Source organism: Arthrobacter sp. AOP29-A2-19 (genome assembly GCF_058138025.1).
The window spans coordinates 3,334,666-3,350,639 of the sequence record NZ_CM176894.1 but is presented as its reverse complement, the minus strand read 5'-3'; the positions used below and the strand labels follow the sequence as shown (position 1 = coordinate 3,350,639).

The 15,974-nt window shown below is 70.2% G+C and carries 16 protein-coding genes; 8 read left to right on the top strand and 8 right to left on the bottom strand.

Translation table 11 applies throughout. The features are described from left to right. The first annotated feature begins 98 nt into the window (after positions 1–98). A complete protein-coding gene (locus tag AC3ZJJ_RS15445; RefSeq protein WP_489892701.1) occupies positions 99–629 on the top strand; it encodes a DUF4190 domain-containing protein in 531 nt (176 codons plus the stop codon). 100 nt (positions 630–729) lie between these two features. Here AC3ZJJ_RS15445 and AC3ZJJ_RS15440 read toward each other — a convergent pair whose 3' ends face one another. Continuing rightward, the gene (locus AC3ZJJ_RS15440; RefSeq protein ID WP_489892700.1) at positions 730–2,187 is read right to left on the bottom strand and encodes a peptide MFS transporter; all 1,458 of its coding nucleotides are present in this window, start codon (positions 2,185–2,187) and stop codon (positions 730–732) included. A gap of 52 nt (positions 2,188–2,239) precedes the next feature. Beyond that, positions 2,240–3,637 carry an amidase gene (locus AC3ZJJ_RS15435; protein ID WP_489892699.1) on the bottom strand — a complete coding sequence of 466 codons (1,398 nt, stop codon included), beginning with the start codon at positions 3,635–3,637 and terminating at the stop codon, positions 2,240–2,242. A gap of 112 nt (positions 3,638–3,749) precedes the next feature. Here AC3ZJJ_RS15435 and AC3ZJJ_RS15430 point away from each other — a divergent pair, with 112 nt between their 5' ends. After that, the gene (locus tag AC3ZJJ_RS15430) at positions 3,750–4,076 is read left to right on the top strand and encodes a rhodanese-like domain-containing protein (protein ID WP_489892698.1); all 327 of its coding nucleotides are present in this window, start codon (positions 3,750–3,752) and stop codon (positions 4,074–4,076) included. Further along, a complete protein-coding gene (gene pheA / locus AC3ZJJ_RS15425; RefSeq protein WP_489892697.1) occupies positions 4,073–5,014 on the top strand; it encodes a prephenate dehydratase in 942 nt (313 codons plus the stop codon). Before AC3ZJJ_RS15430 ends, pheA begins: the two co-directional genes overlap by 4 nt. A gap of 30 nt (positions 5,015–5,044) precedes the next feature. Here the strand turns inward: pheA and AC3ZJJ_RS15420 are convergent, their stop codons facing one another. Then, positions 5,045–6,100: a diacylglycerol/lipid kinase family protein gene (locus AC3ZJJ_RS15420; RefSeq protein WP_489892696.1), complete on the bottom strand. Its 1,056-nt coding sequence runs from the start codon at positions 6,098–6,100 to the stop codon at positions 5,045–5,047. 38 nt (positions 6,101–6,138) lie between these two features. On the opposite strand from AC3ZJJ_RS15420, the gene serS reads away from it, so the two are divergent. Continuing rightward, positions 6,139–7,425, top strand: coding sequence for a serine--tRNA ligase (gene serS / locus AC3ZJJ_RS15415; protein ID WP_489892695.1), 1,287 nt, complete (start codon positions 6,139–6,141; stop codon positions 7,423–7,425). Positions 7,426–7,554: 129 nt separating this feature from the next. Beyond that, entirely contained in the window at positions 7,555–8,391 is an 837-nt protein-coding gene (locus AC3ZJJ_RS15410) for an HAD family hydrolase (RefSeq protein WP_489892694.1), read from the top strand. A 20-nt stretch (positions 8,392–8,411) separates the two neighbouring features. Here the strand turns inward: AC3ZJJ_RS15410 and AC3ZJJ_RS15405 are convergent, their stop codons facing one another. The 4 genes from AC3ZJJ_RS15405 to yczE all read right to left on the bottom strand — a co-directional run bounded on the left by AC3ZJJ_RS15405 (position 8,412) and on the right by yczE (position 10,981). Further along, positions 8,412–8,831, bottom strand: a complete 420-nt coding sequence (locus AC3ZJJ_RS15405) for a DUF1761 domain-containing protein (RefSeq protein WP_489892693.1) — start codon at positions 8,829–8,831, stop codon at positions 8,412–8,414. Positions 8,832–8,918: 87 nt separating this feature from the next. Beyond that, a complete protein-coding gene (locus AC3ZJJ_RS15400; protein WP_489892692.1) occupies positions 8,919–9,644 on the bottom strand; it encodes an HAD family hydrolase in 726 nt (241 codons plus the stop codon). Continuing rightward, positions 9,641–10,273 (bottom strand): hypothetical protein, encoded by a 633-nt coding sequence (locus AC3ZJJ_RS15395; RefSeq protein WP_489892691.1) that lies wholly within the window; start codon positions 10,271–10,273, stop codon positions 9,641–9,643. The genes AC3ZJJ_RS15400 and AC3ZJJ_RS15395 overlap by 4 nt, the downstream gene beginning before the upstream one ends. 3 nt (positions 10,274–10,276) lie before the next feature. Further along, positions 10,277–10,981, bottom strand: a complete 705-nt coding sequence (yczE, locus tag AC3ZJJ_RS15390; RefSeq protein ID WP_489892690.1) for a membrane protein YczE — start codon at positions 10,979–10,981, stop codon at positions 10,277–10,279. A gap of 60 nt (positions 10,982–11,041) precedes the next feature. On the opposite strand from yczE, the gene yczR reads away from it, so the two are divergent. Next, positions 11,042–12,469, top strand: a complete 1,428-nt coding sequence (yczR, locus tag AC3ZJJ_RS15385; protein WP_489892689.1) for a MocR-like transcription factor YczR — start codon at positions 11,042–11,044, stop codon at positions 12,467–12,469. A 130-nt stretch (positions 12,470–12,599) separates the two neighbouring features. Here the strand turns inward: yczR and AC3ZJJ_RS15380 are convergent, their stop codons facing one another. Beyond that, on the bottom strand, positions 12,600–13,172 hold the full coding sequence (locus tag AC3ZJJ_RS15380) for an inorganic diphosphatase (RefSeq protein WP_489892688.1): 573 nt from the start codon (positions 13,170–13,172) through the stop codon (positions 12,600–12,602). 129 nt (positions 13,173–13,301) lie between these two features. On the opposite strand from AC3ZJJ_RS15380, the gene dacB reads away from it, so the two are divergent. Both dacB and AC3ZJJ_RS15370 read left to right on the top strand, forming a co-directional pair. Further along, complete coding sequence (gene dacB / locus AC3ZJJ_RS15375; RefSeq protein ID WP_489892687.1) at positions 13,302–14,738, top strand: D-alanyl-D-alanine carboxypeptidase/D-alanyl-D-alanine endopeptidase; 1,437 nt, start codon at positions 13,302–13,304, stop codon at positions 14,736–14,738. 53 nt (positions 14,739–14,791) lie between these two features. Next, complete coding sequence (locus AC3ZJJ_RS15370) at positions 14,792–15,937, top strand: zinc-dependent metalloprotease (RefSeq protein WP_489892686.1); 1,146 nt, start codon at positions 14,792–14,794, stop codon at positions 15,935–15,937. Positions 15,938–15,974 lie beyond the last annotated feature (37 nt).

The window sequence follows — 15,974 nt, the reverse complement described above, 5'->3', positions numbered from 1 at the left end:
CTTTGCAGATCAGTGCCGAATTTCAGATGCGTCGGCCAACATTTCGCCATCCTAGAATTGGTCCAGGCAGCCGGAACGAACTTAAGGACGCAGGGACCATGGGCAACGAGCAGGAACGGCCGTTCAACGATCCGCAACACCCGTCCTGGTACTCCGAGCCGGGCCGGTCCGCGCCGGGCAACCCGTACGCGGATCCGGGCTCCGGGGCGACGGACCAGCAGGCATACGGTCAGCACCACAACCAGCCGCCGCAGTACGGGCAGCCGCACCAGGCGGCAGAGCAGTATCCCGCGCCGCCCTACGCCGGCCAGCCCTACCCGGGCCAGCCGGCCGGGCAGTACGGCGCCTACCCGCGGGCAGGCTACCCCCGGGCCGAACCGAAGACGCTGAGCATCATCGCGCTGGTGCTGGGAATCGTGGGCATCGCCAGCGGAGGCTTCCTGTTCATACCGCAGATCGGAGCCATCGTCCTGGGCCACATCGCCCTGCGTCGGGAGCCGTCAGGACGCGGCATGGCCATCGCCGGGCTGGTCCTGGGCTATCTGGTCATTGCCCTGTGGCTGCTCTTCCTGGTCTTCATGGCGGTGGTCTTCCAAGGTTTCTCGACCACGTCCGGGGACGTCACCTAGGGGCAAGAAGTGGTGGGCGAACAAGAAGGGCCGGGCCGCCGCGCCTTGTGCGCGGCCACCCGGCCTTTCCGTGTGCGGCGGGGCCGCGGGGGTTTCGGTACTACTTCACGCCGGACATCAGGCGCTTGATCGCCGGGGTTCCGGCGGCCAGCGCGATGCCCAGGACGATCGACGTGCCGCCGAGCGCGACGAAGTACGGGATCTCGTTGCCCTCCGTGTAGAAGCCGGCCAGGACGCCGGCGAGCGTCGTCCCGAGCGAGACCGAGAGGTAGAACAGCGCGATCATCTGGGTCGTGAACGCCACCGGCGCCAGCTTCGTGGTGACGGACAGTCCGATCGGGCTCAGGAGCAGTTCCGCGAGCGTGCACAGCAGCAGGATGCCGACGAGGGCCAGGAGCGGGGTCTTCTCCAGCGACTCCAGCGGGATGAACACCAGGTACGCGATGCCGATGATCACGAGCGAGCCGGCGAACTTCAGCGCGGTCGAGGGCTGCCTGTCGCCCAGCTTGGTCCAGAGCGCCGCGAAGACGGCGGCCAGCACGATGATGAAGACCGGGTTGATGGACTGCACCCAGGTGGCCGGCATCTCCCAGCCGAAGAGGTTGCGGTCCAGGCGCTCCTCCGAGTACACGGCGATGAACGTGAACTGCTGCTGGAACAGGGCCCAGAATGCGGCGGAGGCAACGTAGAGCGGCATAAAGGCGGTGACTCGGCGACGCTCGACGGCGGTGACCTGCTTCGAGCGCAGGATCACGACGAAGTAGACCACGGTCGCCGCGATGACGAGGTACGCGATGCTCATCGCGAGGTTCGCCGCGTCGACGGCTCCTGTGGCGAAGAGGATGGCGACGGCGGCCAAGGCCAGCAGCACGCCGACCACGTACCGCGCGCGAAGGTTCCGCGGCAGCGGGTTGGCCACGTGGTGCGTGGACTCCGGCAGGTTGCGGCGCCCGCTCGCGTAGACGGCGAGGCCGATGGCCATTCCCACCGCGGCCAGGCCGAAGCCGTAGTGGAACCCGAGGTTTTCCTGAAGGAGCCCGGTCAGCAGCGGCCCGACGAGCCCGCCGATGTTCACGCCCATGTAGAAGATGGAGAACCCGGCGTCGCGGCGGGGATCCTTCTCTGCATAGAGCGAGCCGACCAGCGACGAAGCCGTGGCCTTCAGGCCGCCGGATCCGAGAGCGACCAGGACCAGGCCGACTGCCAGGCCGACTCCGCCCGGGAGGACCGCCAGGGCGATGTGGCCGCACATGATCATGATGGCGGTGAAGAACAGCACGCGTTCGGAGCCGAGTAGCCGGTCGGCGACCCACGCTCCGAAGATGGTGCTCAGGTAGACGCCGCCGCCGTAGGCGCCGACGAGGCTCAGGGCCAGCGTCTGGTCCATCCCGAGGCCGCCCTCGGCGACCGAGAAGTACATGTAGTAGGCCAGGATGGCCTGCATGCCATAGAAGGAGAAGCGCTCCCACATCTCGACATTGAAGAGTGTGAAGAGCTTCCGGGGGTGTCCGAAGAGGGTGTTTTCGGACGCCTCCTGGGTTGGGGTTTGTGTGGTCATTTACAAAATTTTGCGCCTGTTTGTGACAAGATGCCCACTTACGTGACCTGGGTCACGTCAGGGCGAGCTGCGCGGCGAGCGCCAACAGTCCGGCTTCGCTGCCCGCCCGTCCGATGAGTTGGACGCCCATGGAGAGGCCGCCGGGGGTGGTCAGCGTAGGCAGCGAGATGGCGGGAACGCCGGCGACGTTCACGACCGAGGTGTAGGGAGTGTACTGGCACTGCAGCCGGTAGTCGTCGTCGGCGTGGTGCGCCGTGTAGTAGCCGATCGGCCGCGGTGTCTGCGCCAGTGCCGGCGTGAGCACGGCGTCGTACCGGCCCCACTGCGCCCGGCAGTCCTCCGCGATCCGCTGGAGGATGCGCGCCGCGGACGCCTTCTGGTCGTCGGGCCGTGCGATGGCGCGGTCGCGGAAGGTGCGGGTGAGCCGGGTCAGGTGGGGCTCGCCGGCCCGCGTGATCCGGGCGTCGGCCAGTCCCGCGGTCCAGATGGCCTGGAACGCCGGCGCGTAGCGGTTGTCGTAGCGGATGTCCGCCTCGTCCACATGGTGTCCGGCCCGTTCCAGCAGTGCGACGCCGGCCCATAGGGCCGCCTCGGCCTCTGGCTCCAGGGCGATCTCGTAGTGGGAGGCGAACGGGGACGCCGTGGAGACCCCGATGCGCAGGGGGCGCCCGCCGGCCGGCGCCGCGGCCAGCGCCGCGGACAGGTACGCCCCGCCCGTGTCGCCGACCATCGAGTCCAGCAGCAGGCCCGCGTCCGCGGCGTTGCGCGCCAGCGGACCGGAGACCACAAGGCGCGGCGCGCCCCAGGCGTCCACCGTTCCGTTGGCCAGGTCCGTGGCGACCGTTCCGAAGCCGGGCTTGAGCCCCACGAGCCCGCAGGCCGCCGCGGGAATGCGGATCGATCCGCCACCGTCGCTCCCGGGCGCGAAAGGCAGCATGCCCGCCGCCACGGCTGCCGCGCTGCCCCCGGAGGAACCGCCGGGGGAGAGCCGTGGATCCAGCGGGTTGCGGGCGGGAGGGGCGATCCGGTTCTCCGAGTACGAGTTGAGGCCGAACTCGGGCACCTGCGTCTTGCCCAGGCTCAGGGCGCCGTCGGTGTGGACGCGGGCCACCAGCGGGTGGTCCGCGTCGGCCGCGACGTGCTCGAGCGCGGCGGTGCCGTACGTGGTGCGCACGCCCTCAACCTCCCAGAGGTCCTTCCACGCAAGGGGCATGCCGAGAAGCGGCGGGGCGTGCGTCCCGTCCCTCCTCGCGGCGAACAGTGCGGCGTCGGCGCGGTCGGCGTCCTGGAGGGCGCGCTCGCCGGTGACGGTGGTGAAGCTACCCAGGCGGGGATTCAGCTCGGCGATCCGCGCCAGATAGTGTTCCACGGCCTCGCGGGCGGAGACGGCGCCGGCCACCAGAAGGTTGCGCAGCTCAAGCGCGGTGTAGGGGTGCTTCTGTGAATCCATGGTCTGCCAGTGCCCGCCGTGTGGGCTCTCGGGACCCCTTCATGTTGAGTGCCGGCCGTTTCCCCCACTATAGGCTTGGGTGGTTGGGGAGGATCCCACCGAAAGGATGAACATGAGCGAGTTCGAGACCGTCGAGGTCAACGAGATTCCCGCGGGTGCCGCGGTGCTGGACGTCCGCGAGGACTACGAGTGGAACGAGGGCCACGCCGCGGGCGCGCGCCACATTCCGATGTCCGAGGTTCCGACCCGGCTGGACGAGCTGGATCCCGACGAGGACACCTACGTGATTTGCCGGACCGGCGGACGGTCGGCGCAGGTCGCGGCGTTCCTGGTGGGTCAGGGCTACACGGCCTTCAATGTGGCCGGGGGGTCGGGGGCCTGGCTCGAGGCGGGCCTCCCCATGGAAAGCGAGAACGGCCAGGTGCCGAACGTTCGATGATCTACACCTATCTGGGGCCCTCCGGGACCTTCACGGAGTCGGCCCTGCTCCAGGTTCCCGGCGCGGAGGATGCCGAACGGGTGCCGGCCACCAGCGTGAACGCCGCGCTGGACAACGTGCGGTCCGGCGCCGCCGATGCGGCGATGGTGCCGATCGAAAACTCGGTGGAGGGCGGCGTCTCGGCCACGCTGGACGCGATCGCCACCGGCGTCGCGCTGCAGATCGTCGGAGAGGTCCTGGTGCCCATCACGTTCGATCTGGTGGTGCGCGACGGCATCGACTCCCTGGACCAGATCCGCACGGTGGCCACCCACGGGCACGCCTGGGCGCAGTGCCGGAACTGGGCGGGCGAAAACATGCCGGGCGCGGAATTCGTGCCCGCCTCCTCCACCGCGGCCGGCGCGCTGGCGCTGCTGGACGCCGACAACGGCTACGACGCCGCCATCTGCTCGCCGCTGGTTGCCGAGCAGAACCCGCTGAAGGTCCTGCGCTCGGGCATCGAGGACAACCGCGGCGCCGTGACGCGCTTTGTGCTGGTCCGCCGGCCCGGGGCGCTGCCGGCGTCGACGGGTTCCGACAAGACGACCGTCGTCATCCCGCTCCCGGAGGACCACCCCGGCGCGCTGATGGGCATCCTCGAGCAGTTCGCGGCGCGCGGTGTGAACCTCAGCAGGATCGAGTCGCGTCCGACGGGCGAGGGATTGGGATCCTACTTCTTCTCCGTCGATGCGGACGGGCACATCGACGAGGCGCGGATGTCGGACGCCCTCGCGGGGCTGCACCGCATCAGTCCGCAGATCCGCTACCTGGGCTCGTACCCCAGCGCCCAGCCGGAGCCTGCCGTGTCGCGCCCGTCGGTGGCGCGGCACAACACCGACAGTGCGTTCGACGAGGCCCGCCAGTGGGTCGACCGCCTGCGGTCCCACCTGCCGGGCTGACCGGCAGCAGGCCCGAGCCGAGGACGTGCCCTACGGAACGCGGATGCGCAGGGCCTTCGGCAGGACCTTGACGGTCAGGGCGGCGACGTCGCCCGTGGTGTCGCCGTCGAGCTGCGAGCTGATCGGCTCGGGCGCGGACATGCGGACCTTGCGCGCCTGGTAGTAGTCGATGACCGGGATGCCGCCACGGTGGCGGAGCGCGGTCTTCGCCGCGATCCACGCCCAACCGGCGACCGACCGCGGGCTCATCACCACAATGTCGAGCTTGCCGTCGTCGACCAGGGCGTCGGGCACCAGGTCCAGGCCGCCCTGTAGTTTTCCGCAGTTCGCGAAGATGACCGAGCGGATCTTGCGGGTCTGTTCCGGACCGTCGTCGATGGAGATCACCACGTTGCGGCGCTTGCCGGGGAGGTGGCGCATGCCGGCCTCGGCATAGGCCAGCGGTCCGACCTTCGCCTTGAGCTCGTCGTTCGTGTCGTTCATCATGTCGGCGTCGAACCCGATGCCGGCCATGACCAGGAAGACGTGCTCCTCCGTGGACCCGTCGGTGCGCTCCAGAACGATCTGGGCGGCGTCGATGGAGCGGTGCGTCCCGTGCAGCGCGATGCGCACGGCGTTCTCCATGTTCTCCACATCGAAGTCCAGGTTCCTGGCGAGCAGGTTCCCGGTTCCCAGGGGAAGCAGCGCCATGGTGGCCTCGGTGCCGGCCAGCACTTCGGCGACCTCGCGGACGGTTCCGTCGCCGCCGGCGGCGATGACGACGTCGCACCCCTTCTCCAGCGCCTCGAGCGTCATGGCGTGGCCGGGATCCTCCACCGTGGTCTCCAGGATTAGCGGTTCGCGGAACCCCGACCCGGAGCAGGCGGCCTTGATGGCCAGGATGGCGTCGCCCGCGCCGGTCTTGGACGGATTTACGATCATGGCCACGGTCTGTGGAGGGGCGTCGTGGCCGATGGACCCGGCCACCACCGGAGCCTCCTCGATGTCGGCGACGCGTCCCCGCAGCTTGCGGACGGAAAACAGGCTGACTCCGGCGATCACGAGCGCTGCGGCAACCAGGATGAGGGCAAGGATCTCTAGGGTCATAGTGCTCTTACGATAGCCGCCTTCTGTAACCTGTACTGGTGATCGACGTAAAAGAACTCGCAGAGCATCCCGACAAGTTCCGCGCCTCGCAGCGCTTCCGTGGCGCCGACGAGTCGGTGGTGGACAGCATCGTGGCCGCCGACGCCGCACGCCGCGAGTCGATCACGTCCTACGAGAACCTCCGAGCCGAACAGAATGCCTTCGGCAAGCGGGTGGCCCAAGCCCAGGGCGAGGAGAAAAAGGCGCTTCTTGCCGAGGTCCGAGAGCTCTCCGCCCGCGTCAAGGCGGCACAGGCCGCGGCCGACGCCGCGCAGGAGGAGCTGACCTCGCTGCAGCGTTCCGTCCCCAACCTCATTCAGGACGGCGCCCCCGCCGGAGGCGAGGACGACTTCACGGTGGTCAAGACCGTCGGCACGCCGCGCGACTTCGCAGCCGAGGGCTTCGAGCCGCGCGACCACCTGGAGTTGGGCGAGCTGCTCGGCGCGATCGACATGGAGCGTGGCGCCAAGGTGTCCGGATCCAGGTTCTACTTCCTCCGCGGAGTCGGGGCCCGGCTCGAGATCGCCTTGATGAACATGGCGCTGGACCAGGCCGTGTCCAACGGCTTTATTCCCATGATCACGCCCACGCTCGTTCGCCCCGAAACCATGCAGGGCACGGGCTTCGACGTGGCGCACGACGACGAGATCTACCGCCTCGAGCGGGACAACCTCTACCTGACCGGCACCTCCGAGGTGGCGCTGGCCGGCTACCACGCCGACGAGATCCTGGACCTCGCGGAGGGCCCCACCCGCTACGCCGGCTGGAGCTCCTGCTACCGCCGGGAGGCCGGATCCGCCGGCAAGGACACCCGCGGAATCATCCGCGTGCACCAGTTCAACAAGCTGGAGATGTTTGTCTACTGCACCCAGGAAGACGCGGCCGCCGAACACCAGCGGCTGTTGGCCTGGGAAGAGGAGATGCTGGCCAAGGTCGAGCTGCCGTATCGCGTCATCGACACCGCCGCGGGCGACCTGGGCATGAGCGCCGCGCGCAAGTTCGATTGCGAGGCGTGGGTGCCCACCCAGGACGCCTACCGCGAGCTGACCTCGACGTCGAACTGCACCACCTTCCAGGCTCGGAGGCTGAACATCCGCGAACGCGGCGTCGATGCCGACGGCAAGCCCGGACGAACGCGCGCCGTGGCCACGCTCAACGGGACGCTGGCGACCACACGCTGGATCGTCGCGATCCTCGAACACCACCAGAACCCCGACGGCTCCGTCAACGTGCCGGCGGCGCTGCGCCCCTACCTGGGCGGGATGGAAGTCCTCCCGCTCGTCTAGGCCGCAGTCGAGGATGGCCCAAATGTGAATACCCACACTGTGGGTTGCCTGTGGATATTCACCGGCATTTCACCCGGTGAGTGATGCGCGTTATGTCGCATTGACGGGGCGGGGTGGTTCACTGGGGGAATGACACTTACGACTGGCACCGGCATCGAAGACCGGTTCGAAACCCTGAACAAGAAAATGGTCTGCCTGGACGTTGACGGCACGCTCGTCAACCACGAGGGGCACATGAGCCCGGCGGTGAAGACGGCCGCGCGCGCCGTCATCGGGGCCGGGCACGAGGTGGTGGTCTCCACCGGCCGCTCGCTCGGCGCGACGCTGCCCATCCTCGAACTCCTCGGCATCGACACCGGGTTCGCGGTGTGCTGCAACGGCGGCGTCACCGTGCGCCTGGATCCGTCCCTCGAGGACGGCCTGGAAATTATCGACCGCAAGACCTTCGACCCGGCTCCGGCGCTCCTCGCCCTGCGGGAGGCGCTGCCCGCGGCGAAGTACGCACTGGAGGACCACGACGGCAATTTCCTGTCCACGGAGCGCTTCCAGGACGCGAGCTTCGGCGTGGTCGCGACCGGCGTCCCGTTCGAGGAGCTCCTGGACGCCACCGCCGTGCGCCTGGTGGTCTTCTCCACGGATTCCACCGCCGAGGAGTTCGGCGAGGCAGTCGAGAGCATCGGCCTGCACGGCGTCACCTACTCCGTGGGCTGGACGGCGTGGCTGGACATTGCGGCCGACGGCGTCAACAAGGCCAGCGGCATCGAGGTGCTGCGCGACCGGCTCGGCATCGAACCCGAGCACACGGTGGCGGTCGGGGACGGCCGCAACGACATCGAAATGCTGCTTTGGGCCGGGCGCGGCGTGGCCATGGGACAGGCCCCCGACGAGGTGAAGGACGCTGCCAACGAGGTCGCCCCCGGAGTGGACGAGGACGGCCTCGCCGCCGTCCTTCACAGCCTCCTCTAGGGCCTCCCCGGGGGGCGGCCCTACACCCCGAAGAGGCCGATCACGAGGCACATCACCAGGACGGTCACGAGCTCGTGTGCGCAGTTCAGGACGGTGAGCCCCGCGGGGCGTCCCTCGAAGGCGTCGTGCGTGACGAACCGCGCGGCGGTGAAGCCCGCCCACAGGATGATGCCGGTCACGAAGGTGTTGGCGAGGAAGCTCCCTCCGTAGAACTCGTGCGCGATGAACGCCGATCCCGCCAGGACCCAGGCGCTGATCGCGCTGACCACCAACGTGATGAGGATCGGCCGTATGGCGTCCTTCGAGTCTCCGCTCATGCTGACCTTCGCGACCCGCATCCAGTAGTTGCCGAAGACCTTGGGCGTGTACCAGACGGAGCCCACGACCATGGTGGAGAGCGTTGCGACGATCACCGCCCAGACGTTGATGTCGGGAACCATGTGTTGCTCCTTGATGTCGGCCCACCCGGTGTTCGGGAGCGCCGAAACCGGCGCTGACTAGAGTGTACGGGCGCCGTTCGCGCGGAACTAGTGACGCCTCGAAACGGCGTCTCGGTTGACCGGCGCAGCAGAGCGTGGCGGCGGCCGGCCGCGCCCCGCGCGGATGAGGTCGGGCAGCTCGGCCATCGCGCCGAAGGTCTTGGCCCCGGCCCCGGCCAGCGCGTCCGCGTCCGCCAATCCACCGGAATAGCCCAGCACGTCCATCCCCGCCGCCACGCCCGCCAGCACGCCGCTGACGCTGTCCTCGACAACGACGCACGCCCGCGCCGGGTGTCCTTGGGCTGCGGCCGCGTGAATGAACACGTCGGGCCAGGGCTTGCCTCGCCCGACGTCGTCCGCGGAATAGATGCGCCCCTCGAGCCTGCCCCACAGTCCGGTCGCGCCCAGCGTCGTCCGCATGCGTCGATGGGATCCCGACGACGCCACGCAATAGGGGCGGCCCTCCGCGTCGAGCGCGTCCAAGACCTCGGCCACGCCCGCTACGGGGGCCAGATCGGTCCGGAAGGCCTCCCGGGTCTCTTCGGTGGCCCGGGCGTCGAATTCCTCCGCGCCCCGCTCGCCCATCAGCTCCACGATGCGGGCGAAGTTGTCGCCGTCGGTGCGCCCCATGAACCGTGCGACGACGTCGGCCTGCGTGTGCGGGAAGCCCATCTCCGTGAGCAGCCTGGCCTCGATCTCGGTGCAGAGCACCTCCGAGTCGACCAGGACGCCGTCGCAGTCGAAGACCACCAGCGAGTAGGGGTTCGCCGTCATCGCGCGTAGGCGTAGGTGGATTCCGGGAGCGTGGCGGGCCCACCGACAAGATCCAGCAGCCGGGCGGCGGCGGGGCGGCAGGCCCACTCCTCGTTCCAGTGGGAGCGGACCACCGCCTTGGAAACGGCCTGCGTGGTGATGCCAAGCGCGTCGGCGATGGCCCGCTGTTGGCCCCTGACCCCGGGGACCATCAGGTCCAGGACCGCCCACTCGGCGTCCGTCCGGGTGGCGACGATCTGGCCGATCAGCCTGAGGACTGCCTGCGCCTCCTGGGCGATCCGGGAGTCCGGGCCCGCGACGGCCAGGGGGACGCGCTCGCCCGTCTTCCTGGCGCGGTCCACCGCACGGCGGGCGTACACGAGGCCGTAGCCCTCCGCGTTGTGGACGTCCGCCGGCAGGGGCACATGGAGGGAGCCGACGCCGATCCCCACGTGCCAGCGGCGGGAGCGAAGGGCGAGCATTGCGGCGTCGACCGCCGTGCCGGCCTCGGAGACGACGCCGATGGCCTCGTCTCCCACGGAGCGCTGGAAGTCGATGGCGGCCGGGAGGTGGGCCAGTCCGGCGACCAGTTCGTCGACGCGGTCGCCGGACTCACGGGAGTCGCGCTGATTGATGGTGAGGACGTACATGCATCAAGTATGCCGGTCTGCAACCGGATCAGGTTGATTCGCGGGCGTGCCGACCGTCTGGGGGATAGGCAGTCGGACGATGGTCCAGCGCAGGAAGAACTGGGTCAGGGGCCCGATCAGCAGGGCGTAGGCGATCGTACCGACGCCGACGATCCCACCGAGGAGCCAGCCCAGGACCAGGACGGAGAGTTCGAGCGCGGTGCGCACCAGCCGCAGGCTGATGCCGGTCCGGTGGTGGAGCCCGGTCATCAGCCCGTCGCGCGGGCCGGGGCCGAGCTGGCTGCCGATATACAGGCCGCCGCCGAGTGCGTTGAGCACCAGCGCGGCCGCGAACAGCCCCCATTGGGCGGGCCAGGTGTCGACCGGCGGGATAAGGGCCAGTCCGATGTCCGTCGTCACGCCGATCCAGACGACGTTGGCGATCGTGCCCAGGCCCGGCCACTGGCGCAGGGGGATCCACAGCAGCAGGACCAGAAAGCCCACGAGCACGATGACGGTGCCGAGCGTCAGTGGCAGCTTGGTGGCGACCCCGTAGTGGAAAACGCCCCAGGGCTCGAGCCCCAGGCCGGCCCGGACGAACGCTGCCATGGCGAATCCGTAGAGGGACAGGCCGACGAACAGCCTGGCAATGCGGCGGGGAAGCAGTCCCGCGCGGAGTTGCCCGAGCGGCGTCAGGGCGAGGAGTTGGGGGTGGGTTGAAGCGGACATGCCTCCATCATTCCCACTATTGGCCATTGAATACATAGCCAATTGAGGGAGAATGGACCCATGACCCCTCCCGTACGCCGCCTGCCTGCCCGTCGCCTCAGCGCCATGCTCGGCGAGCCCGACCGGGACCGTCCCGCCTACGCCTGGCTGGCCGACGGCGTTAGGGGCCTCGTCGCCAACGGCCGCGTGATCCATGGGACGGCGCTGCCGAGCGAGCGCGACCTGGTGCAGGCCATCGGCCTGAGCCGCACCACGGTGACGCGCGCCTACGCGGAGCTCCGCGACAGGGGCTATGCGACCGCCCGGGTGGGCTCGGGAACCGTGGTCCAGGTTCCCGGCGGGCCGGCCGGCGGCGGCGCGGAGCCTATGCCTTTGGGCGGTTTCGGGCCCGCCGAGGGCTCACTCGCCGTCGATCTGACCTGCGCGGCGCCGTCGGCGCCCCTGGGACTGGCCGCCGTCTTCGAGGAGTCCTTGGACCAGCTCCCGGCGTACATCGGCGGCATGGGCTATTTCCCGCTGGGACTGCCGCCGCTGCGGCACGCGATCGCCCGGGCCTACGAATCGCGCGGACTGCCCACGTCGCCGGACCAGATCATCGTCACCGGCGGGGCGCTGGCCGGTGTCGCCGCCGTCGGCCGGGCCATGCTGGGCGCGGGTTCGCGCGTGCTGGCGGAGAGCCCGTCCTATCCCAACAGCGTCATCTCGCTCAGGCACCACGGGGTGCGGGTGTCCCCGGTCCCGATCGGCCCGGAGGGGACGGACCTGGACGCGGTGGCCGACGCGCTGCGCACGGTGGATCCCGCGGCCATGCTGTGCCTTCCCGATTTCCACAACCCCACGGGCACGCTGCTCGACAACGCCGGCCGGCAGCGGTGGGCGAGGGAACTGGACCGCCATTCCGCCGTCGGCATCGTGGACGAGACCTCCGCCGGCCTGTGGCTGGACGAAGAGCCGGACGTGCTGCCGCTGGCGGCCTTTTCGGAGAACATCGTGACCATCGGCAGCGCCAGCAAGTCGCATTGGGGCGGACTGCGGCTGGGCTGGATCAGGGCGCCGAAGTCCATGGCCGCGGGGCTGGGCCGGATTCGTATGACCCTGGACCTCGGCGCGCCGGTGGTGGAGCAGCTGGTGCTCGCAAAGCTCCTGGACGCCGGCGTCGGCCTCTCGGAGGAGTCGCGCACCCGGCTGCGCGGCAACCGGGACTGGCTGCACGCCGAGTTGGGCGGGCGGCTGCCCGGCTGGCGGGCGGAGCTGCCCCCGGGCGGCCTGTCGCTGTGGTGGAACCTGCCGGCCCCGCGCTCGACGGCCCTGGCGGCGGCGGCGTCGCGGGACGGCGTGCTGCTGGCCCCGGGCTCGACGTTTGCCGTCGAGGACCATGGCCTGGAGCGGTGGATCCGCATCCCCTACGCGCTTCCCCGCGAGCAGCTGGAGGCCGCGGTCCCGGTCATCGCCGCGGCGTGGGACAAGGTCCAGGGCCGAACCGCCTAGCGCCTCCCACAAGAAAAAATCCCCGCGAAGTGGACAATTCCACGCCTAACAAGCGTAGGAAATGTCCACTTCGCGGGGTGGGGGGGGTGCGAGTAGCGCGGTGGTGAGGCGGGCGGAACCGGGGCTTGGGCTAGCGGCCCTGCGGCTCGTCCGCGCCGGCCGGGGCGGGGGATTCGGTCTCGACGTTGCGGCCCTGCGGCTCGTCCTCCTCGGACTCCTCGCCCAGCTTCGCGAAGCGCACGATCGACCGCTCCAGCTCGGCCTCGGCGGCCTCGCGGCCCTCCCAGCCGTCGGCCTTGACCCACTTGCCCGGCTCCAGGTCCTTGTAACGGAGGAAGAAGTGCTCGATCTCCTTGATCAGCCAGCCGTCGATGTCCTCGAGCTCCTGGATGTGGTCGAAGCGCTTGTCCGACGGGACGCAGATCAGCTTCGCGTCGCCGCCGCCGTCGTCCGTCATGTTGAACACGCCGATGGGGCGGGACTCCACGAGGACGCCCGGGACCAGGTCGACGCCGGGGATCCACACGAGCGCGTCCAACGGGTCGCCGTCCTCGCCGAGGGTGTCCTCGAAATACCCGTAGTGCGTGGGGTACTGCATGGACGTGAACAGGACGCGGTCCAGCCGCAGGCGGTGGGTCTCGTGGTCGATCTCGTACTTGACGCGGGATCCGGCCGGGATCTCGATGGTGACGTCGTGGCTCATGCTGGGTCTCCTCGACTTTCGGTGTCTGCGGGCGCCAGGGCATGGGGATGCCGTTGCGCCGTCTAGGCTTAAGGTGCTGTGCCCAGCGTATATTGCGGCGCGGTGCAACAACTATTTCGAAAGGTGCGCATGAACCGGGGCCTGCGCGTGCTCACCTCGCTGCTGTTCGTGGCGGTCTTGGGAGCCCTGTTGGGGGTCCTCGCGCTCAACCTTGTCCCGGCCTTCAACCCGGCCGCGCCCACCCCCGCCGCCACGGCGCCAGCCCCGTCGCTGCCCGCCGCCACGGTCACCGCGCTGCCGCCCGTCGGCGCCGGCGCGCCCCTGCCTGACGCGGCAACGCTGAAGAAGACGTTGGACAAGGCCCTCGGGCACGACGGCGGGGGACGCTTCTCCGCCGCGGTCACCGACATGGCCACCGGCAGCCCGCTCTACGACCGCAAGGCCTCCGTCCCCTCCGTGCCGGCCTCGAGCCTGAAGATCGCGACCGCCGCCGCCGTCCTCGCGGAACTCGGCGCCGACACCACGCTGCCGACCTCGGTGGTGCGCGGCGAGGGAAACTCCGTGGTCCTGGTCGGCGGCGGCGACGTGCTCCTAGGTGCCGGGCCCTCGGGGGAGGGCGTGGTGGGCCACGCGGGCCTGAAGACCCTCGCCGGGCTCACCGCGGACGCCGTACTGGCCGAGGCGCGCACGGGCGTGGGGCCGGCGGGCGGAACGCTCGAGGTCATGCTCGACGATTCGCTGTTCACCGGTGCGGCCATCAATCCCGTGTGGGACGAGTCGCTGATGACGACGTCCAACATCACCGCCGTTGGACCGATCGCCCTCTATGGCGCCCGCCAGAACGCGAAGCCGAACAGTCCGCGCGTCGCGGATCCCGCCCTGACCGCCGCCTCCACCTTCCGGAACCTGTTGGCCGCCGCGCTCGCCGAGGGCGCCGCCGGCGCGGACGGTGCCGCGCCCGGCGTCGCCAAGACGGTCGTGCGCGCCGCGGCCCCCGAGGACGCCCGGGAACTGGCCACGGTGGAGTCCGCCCCGCTGCGCGACCAGCTGCGCCACATGGGCCTCGAGTCGGACAACTACGTCGCCGAGGCCATGGGCCGGCTCGTGGCCATCGAGGTGGGGAAGCCCGCCACTTTCGGCGGCGCGGTGCAGGCCGTTCAGGAGGCGCTCGCGAGGCTCGGGGTGGACACCACCGGCATGTCGCTCTCGGACACGTCCGGGCTCTCCGCGGCCAACCGCGTCAGCCCGGGGCAGCTTGCGGGGACCCTCCGGGCAGCGGCCGCCTCCACCGAGCCCGACCTTCGGGACCTTAACTACCTGCTGCCCATCGCGGGCGCCACCGGGACGCTGACCGGCAGGCTGGAGGGCGACGCGACGCGCGGCCTGGTCAGGGCCAAGACCGGGTCGCTCAGCGGCGTCGCAACGCTGACGGGCACCGTGGTGACCCGGGACGGCCGGCTGCTGGCCTTCTCCTTCTTCGCGCACGATGTCCCCGGCTCCCTGGCCCCGGCCCGCGCCGTCCTGGACCGGGCGGCCAGCGCGCTCGCCGGCTGCGGGTGCCGCTGAACGGCCTCAGCCGTCGACGAAATCCCGCCGATCTCACAGCCTTCCGTGATCTCATGGATTCCATGGACACCCCCTCAGCCCCCCTGCGGCTCATCAACTGGGAACTGGCCGCCGGAACGGCCGCGCGCCTGGCCTCGCCGGGCCCGAAGCTGACGCCTGCGGAGGCGGCCGCCGTGGTCGATGACCTGCGCCGGCACGCGGAGGAGTCGGTCGGCCACGTCCATCGGATCACCCGCCTGGAGGCGGCCCGCGACCTGCGGGACTCGCAGGTGCTGGTGGTGGACCGGGCCACGTGGGCGCGCGCCAACGTGCAGAGCTTCGAGGCCCTGCTCGAACCCGCCATGCGGCACCTCGCCGAGACCAAGGGCGACAAGCTGGGCCCCAACGCCGCGCTGCTTGGCGGGACGGTGACGGGCGCCGAGATGGGCACGATCCTGGCGTTCCTCTCCTCCAAGGTCCTCGGCCAGTACGATCCCTTCGCGGGACTCCTGCGGCCAGACGTGTCCGCGGGTGGCCGGCTGCTGCTGGTGGCGCCCAACATCGTCGAGATCGAGCGTGACCTCAACGTGGAGCCGGCAGACTTCCGCCTGTGGGTGTGCCTCCACGAGCAGACGCACCGCGTGCAGTTCGCCTCCGCGCCGTGGCTCCGCGACCATCTCCGCGAAAACATCGGCAAGCTCACGGGGGGCCTCTTCGACAAGGCGGACGGGCTCGGGGAACGGCTGAAGGCGGCGGCCCGGGAGGCCATCGAGGCGCGCGCCGGGCGAGCCGACGGCACGACGCCGGAACCCGGGTCCGGCCCCGGCCTCCTCGCCGCCATCCAAGACCCCGAGGACCGGGCCGTGATGAGCCACCTCACGGCCGTGATGAGCCTGCTCGAGGGGCACGCCAACGTGGTGATGGATGCCGTGGACGCCTCGATCGTCCCCTCGGTCAAGACCATCCGCCAGCGCTTCAACAATCGGGGCGCCAACCGCGGGGCCCTCGAGACCTGGCTGCGCCGGTTCCTGGGTTTGGAGGCCAAGATGCGCCAGTACGCCGACGGCCAGCGGTTCGTCTCGGCGGTGGTGGACAGGATCGGCATGGACGGCTTCAACGCCGTGTGGGAGGGCCCCCAGAACCTGCCGACCGAGCACGAGCTGCACCACCCCGAGGAGTGGATCTCCCGCGTGGCCGGCGTCGAGTCCGCCGCGCGCTAGCCGTGGGGGGGCACCTTCCGCCGGTCCTGGCGCGCGC

Excerpts from the sequence above, each read along its gene's own strand:
- AC3ZJJ_RS15445 (WP_489892701.1), top strand. The coding sequence starts at position 99 with ATGGGCAACGAGCAGGAACGGCCGTTCAACGATCCGCAACACCCGTCC.
- AC3ZJJ_RS15440 (WP_489892700.1), bottom strand. The coding sequence starts at position 2,187 with ATGACCACACAAACCCCAACCCAGGAGGCGTCCGAAAACACCCTCTTC.
- AC3ZJJ_RS15435 (WP_489892699.1), bottom strand. The coding sequence starts at position 3,637 with ATGGATTCACAGAAGCACCCCTACACCGCGCTTGAGCTGCGCAACCTT.
- AC3ZJJ_RS15430 (WP_489892698.1), top strand. The coding sequence starts at position 3,750 with ATGAGCGAGTTCGAGACCGTCGAGGTCAACGAGATTCCCGCGGGTGCC.
- pheA (WP_489892697.1), top strand. The coding sequence starts at position 4,073 with ATGATCTACACCTATCTGGGGCCCTCCGGGACCTTCACGGAGTCGGCC.
- AC3ZJJ_RS15420 (WP_489892696.1), bottom strand. The coding sequence starts at position 6,100 with ATGACCCTAGAGATCCTTGCCCTCATCCTGGTTGCCGCAGCGCTCGTG.
- AC3ZJJ_RS15410 (WP_489892694.1), top strand. The coding sequence starts at position 7,555 with ATGACACTTACGACTGGCACCGGCATCGAAGACCGGTTCGAAACCCTG.
- AC3ZJJ_RS15405 (WP_489892693.1), bottom strand. The coding sequence starts at position 8,831 with ATGGTTCCCGACATCAACGTCTGGGCGGTGATCGTCGCAACGCTCTCC.
- AC3ZJJ_RS15400 (WP_489892692.1), bottom strand. The coding sequence starts at position 9,644 with ATGACGGCGAACCCCTACTCGCTGGTGGTCTTCGACTGCGACGGCGTC.
- AC3ZJJ_RS15395 (WP_489892691.1), bottom strand. The coding sequence starts at position 10,273 with ATGTACGTCCTCACCATCAATCAGCGCGACTCCCGTGAGTCCGGCGAC.
- yczE (WP_489892690.1), bottom strand. The coding sequence starts at position 10,981 with ATGTCCGCTTCAACCCACCCCCAACTCCTCGCCCTGACGCCGCTCGGG.
- yczR (WP_489892689.1), top strand. The coding sequence starts at position 11,042 with ATGACCCCTCCCGTACGCCGCCTGCCTGCCCGTCGCCTCAGCGCCATG.
- AC3ZJJ_RS15380 (WP_489892688.1), bottom strand. The coding sequence starts at position 13,172 with ATGAGCCACGACGTCACCATCGAGATCCCGGCCGGATCCCGCGTCAAG.
- dacB (WP_489892687.1), top strand. The coding sequence starts at position 13,302 with ATGAACCGGGGCCTGCGCGTGCTCACCTCGCTGCTGTTCGTGGCGGTC.
- AC3ZJJ_RS15370 (WP_489892686.1), top strand. The coding sequence starts at position 14,792 with ATGGATTCCATGGACACCCCCTCAGCCCCCCTGCGGCTCATCAACTGG.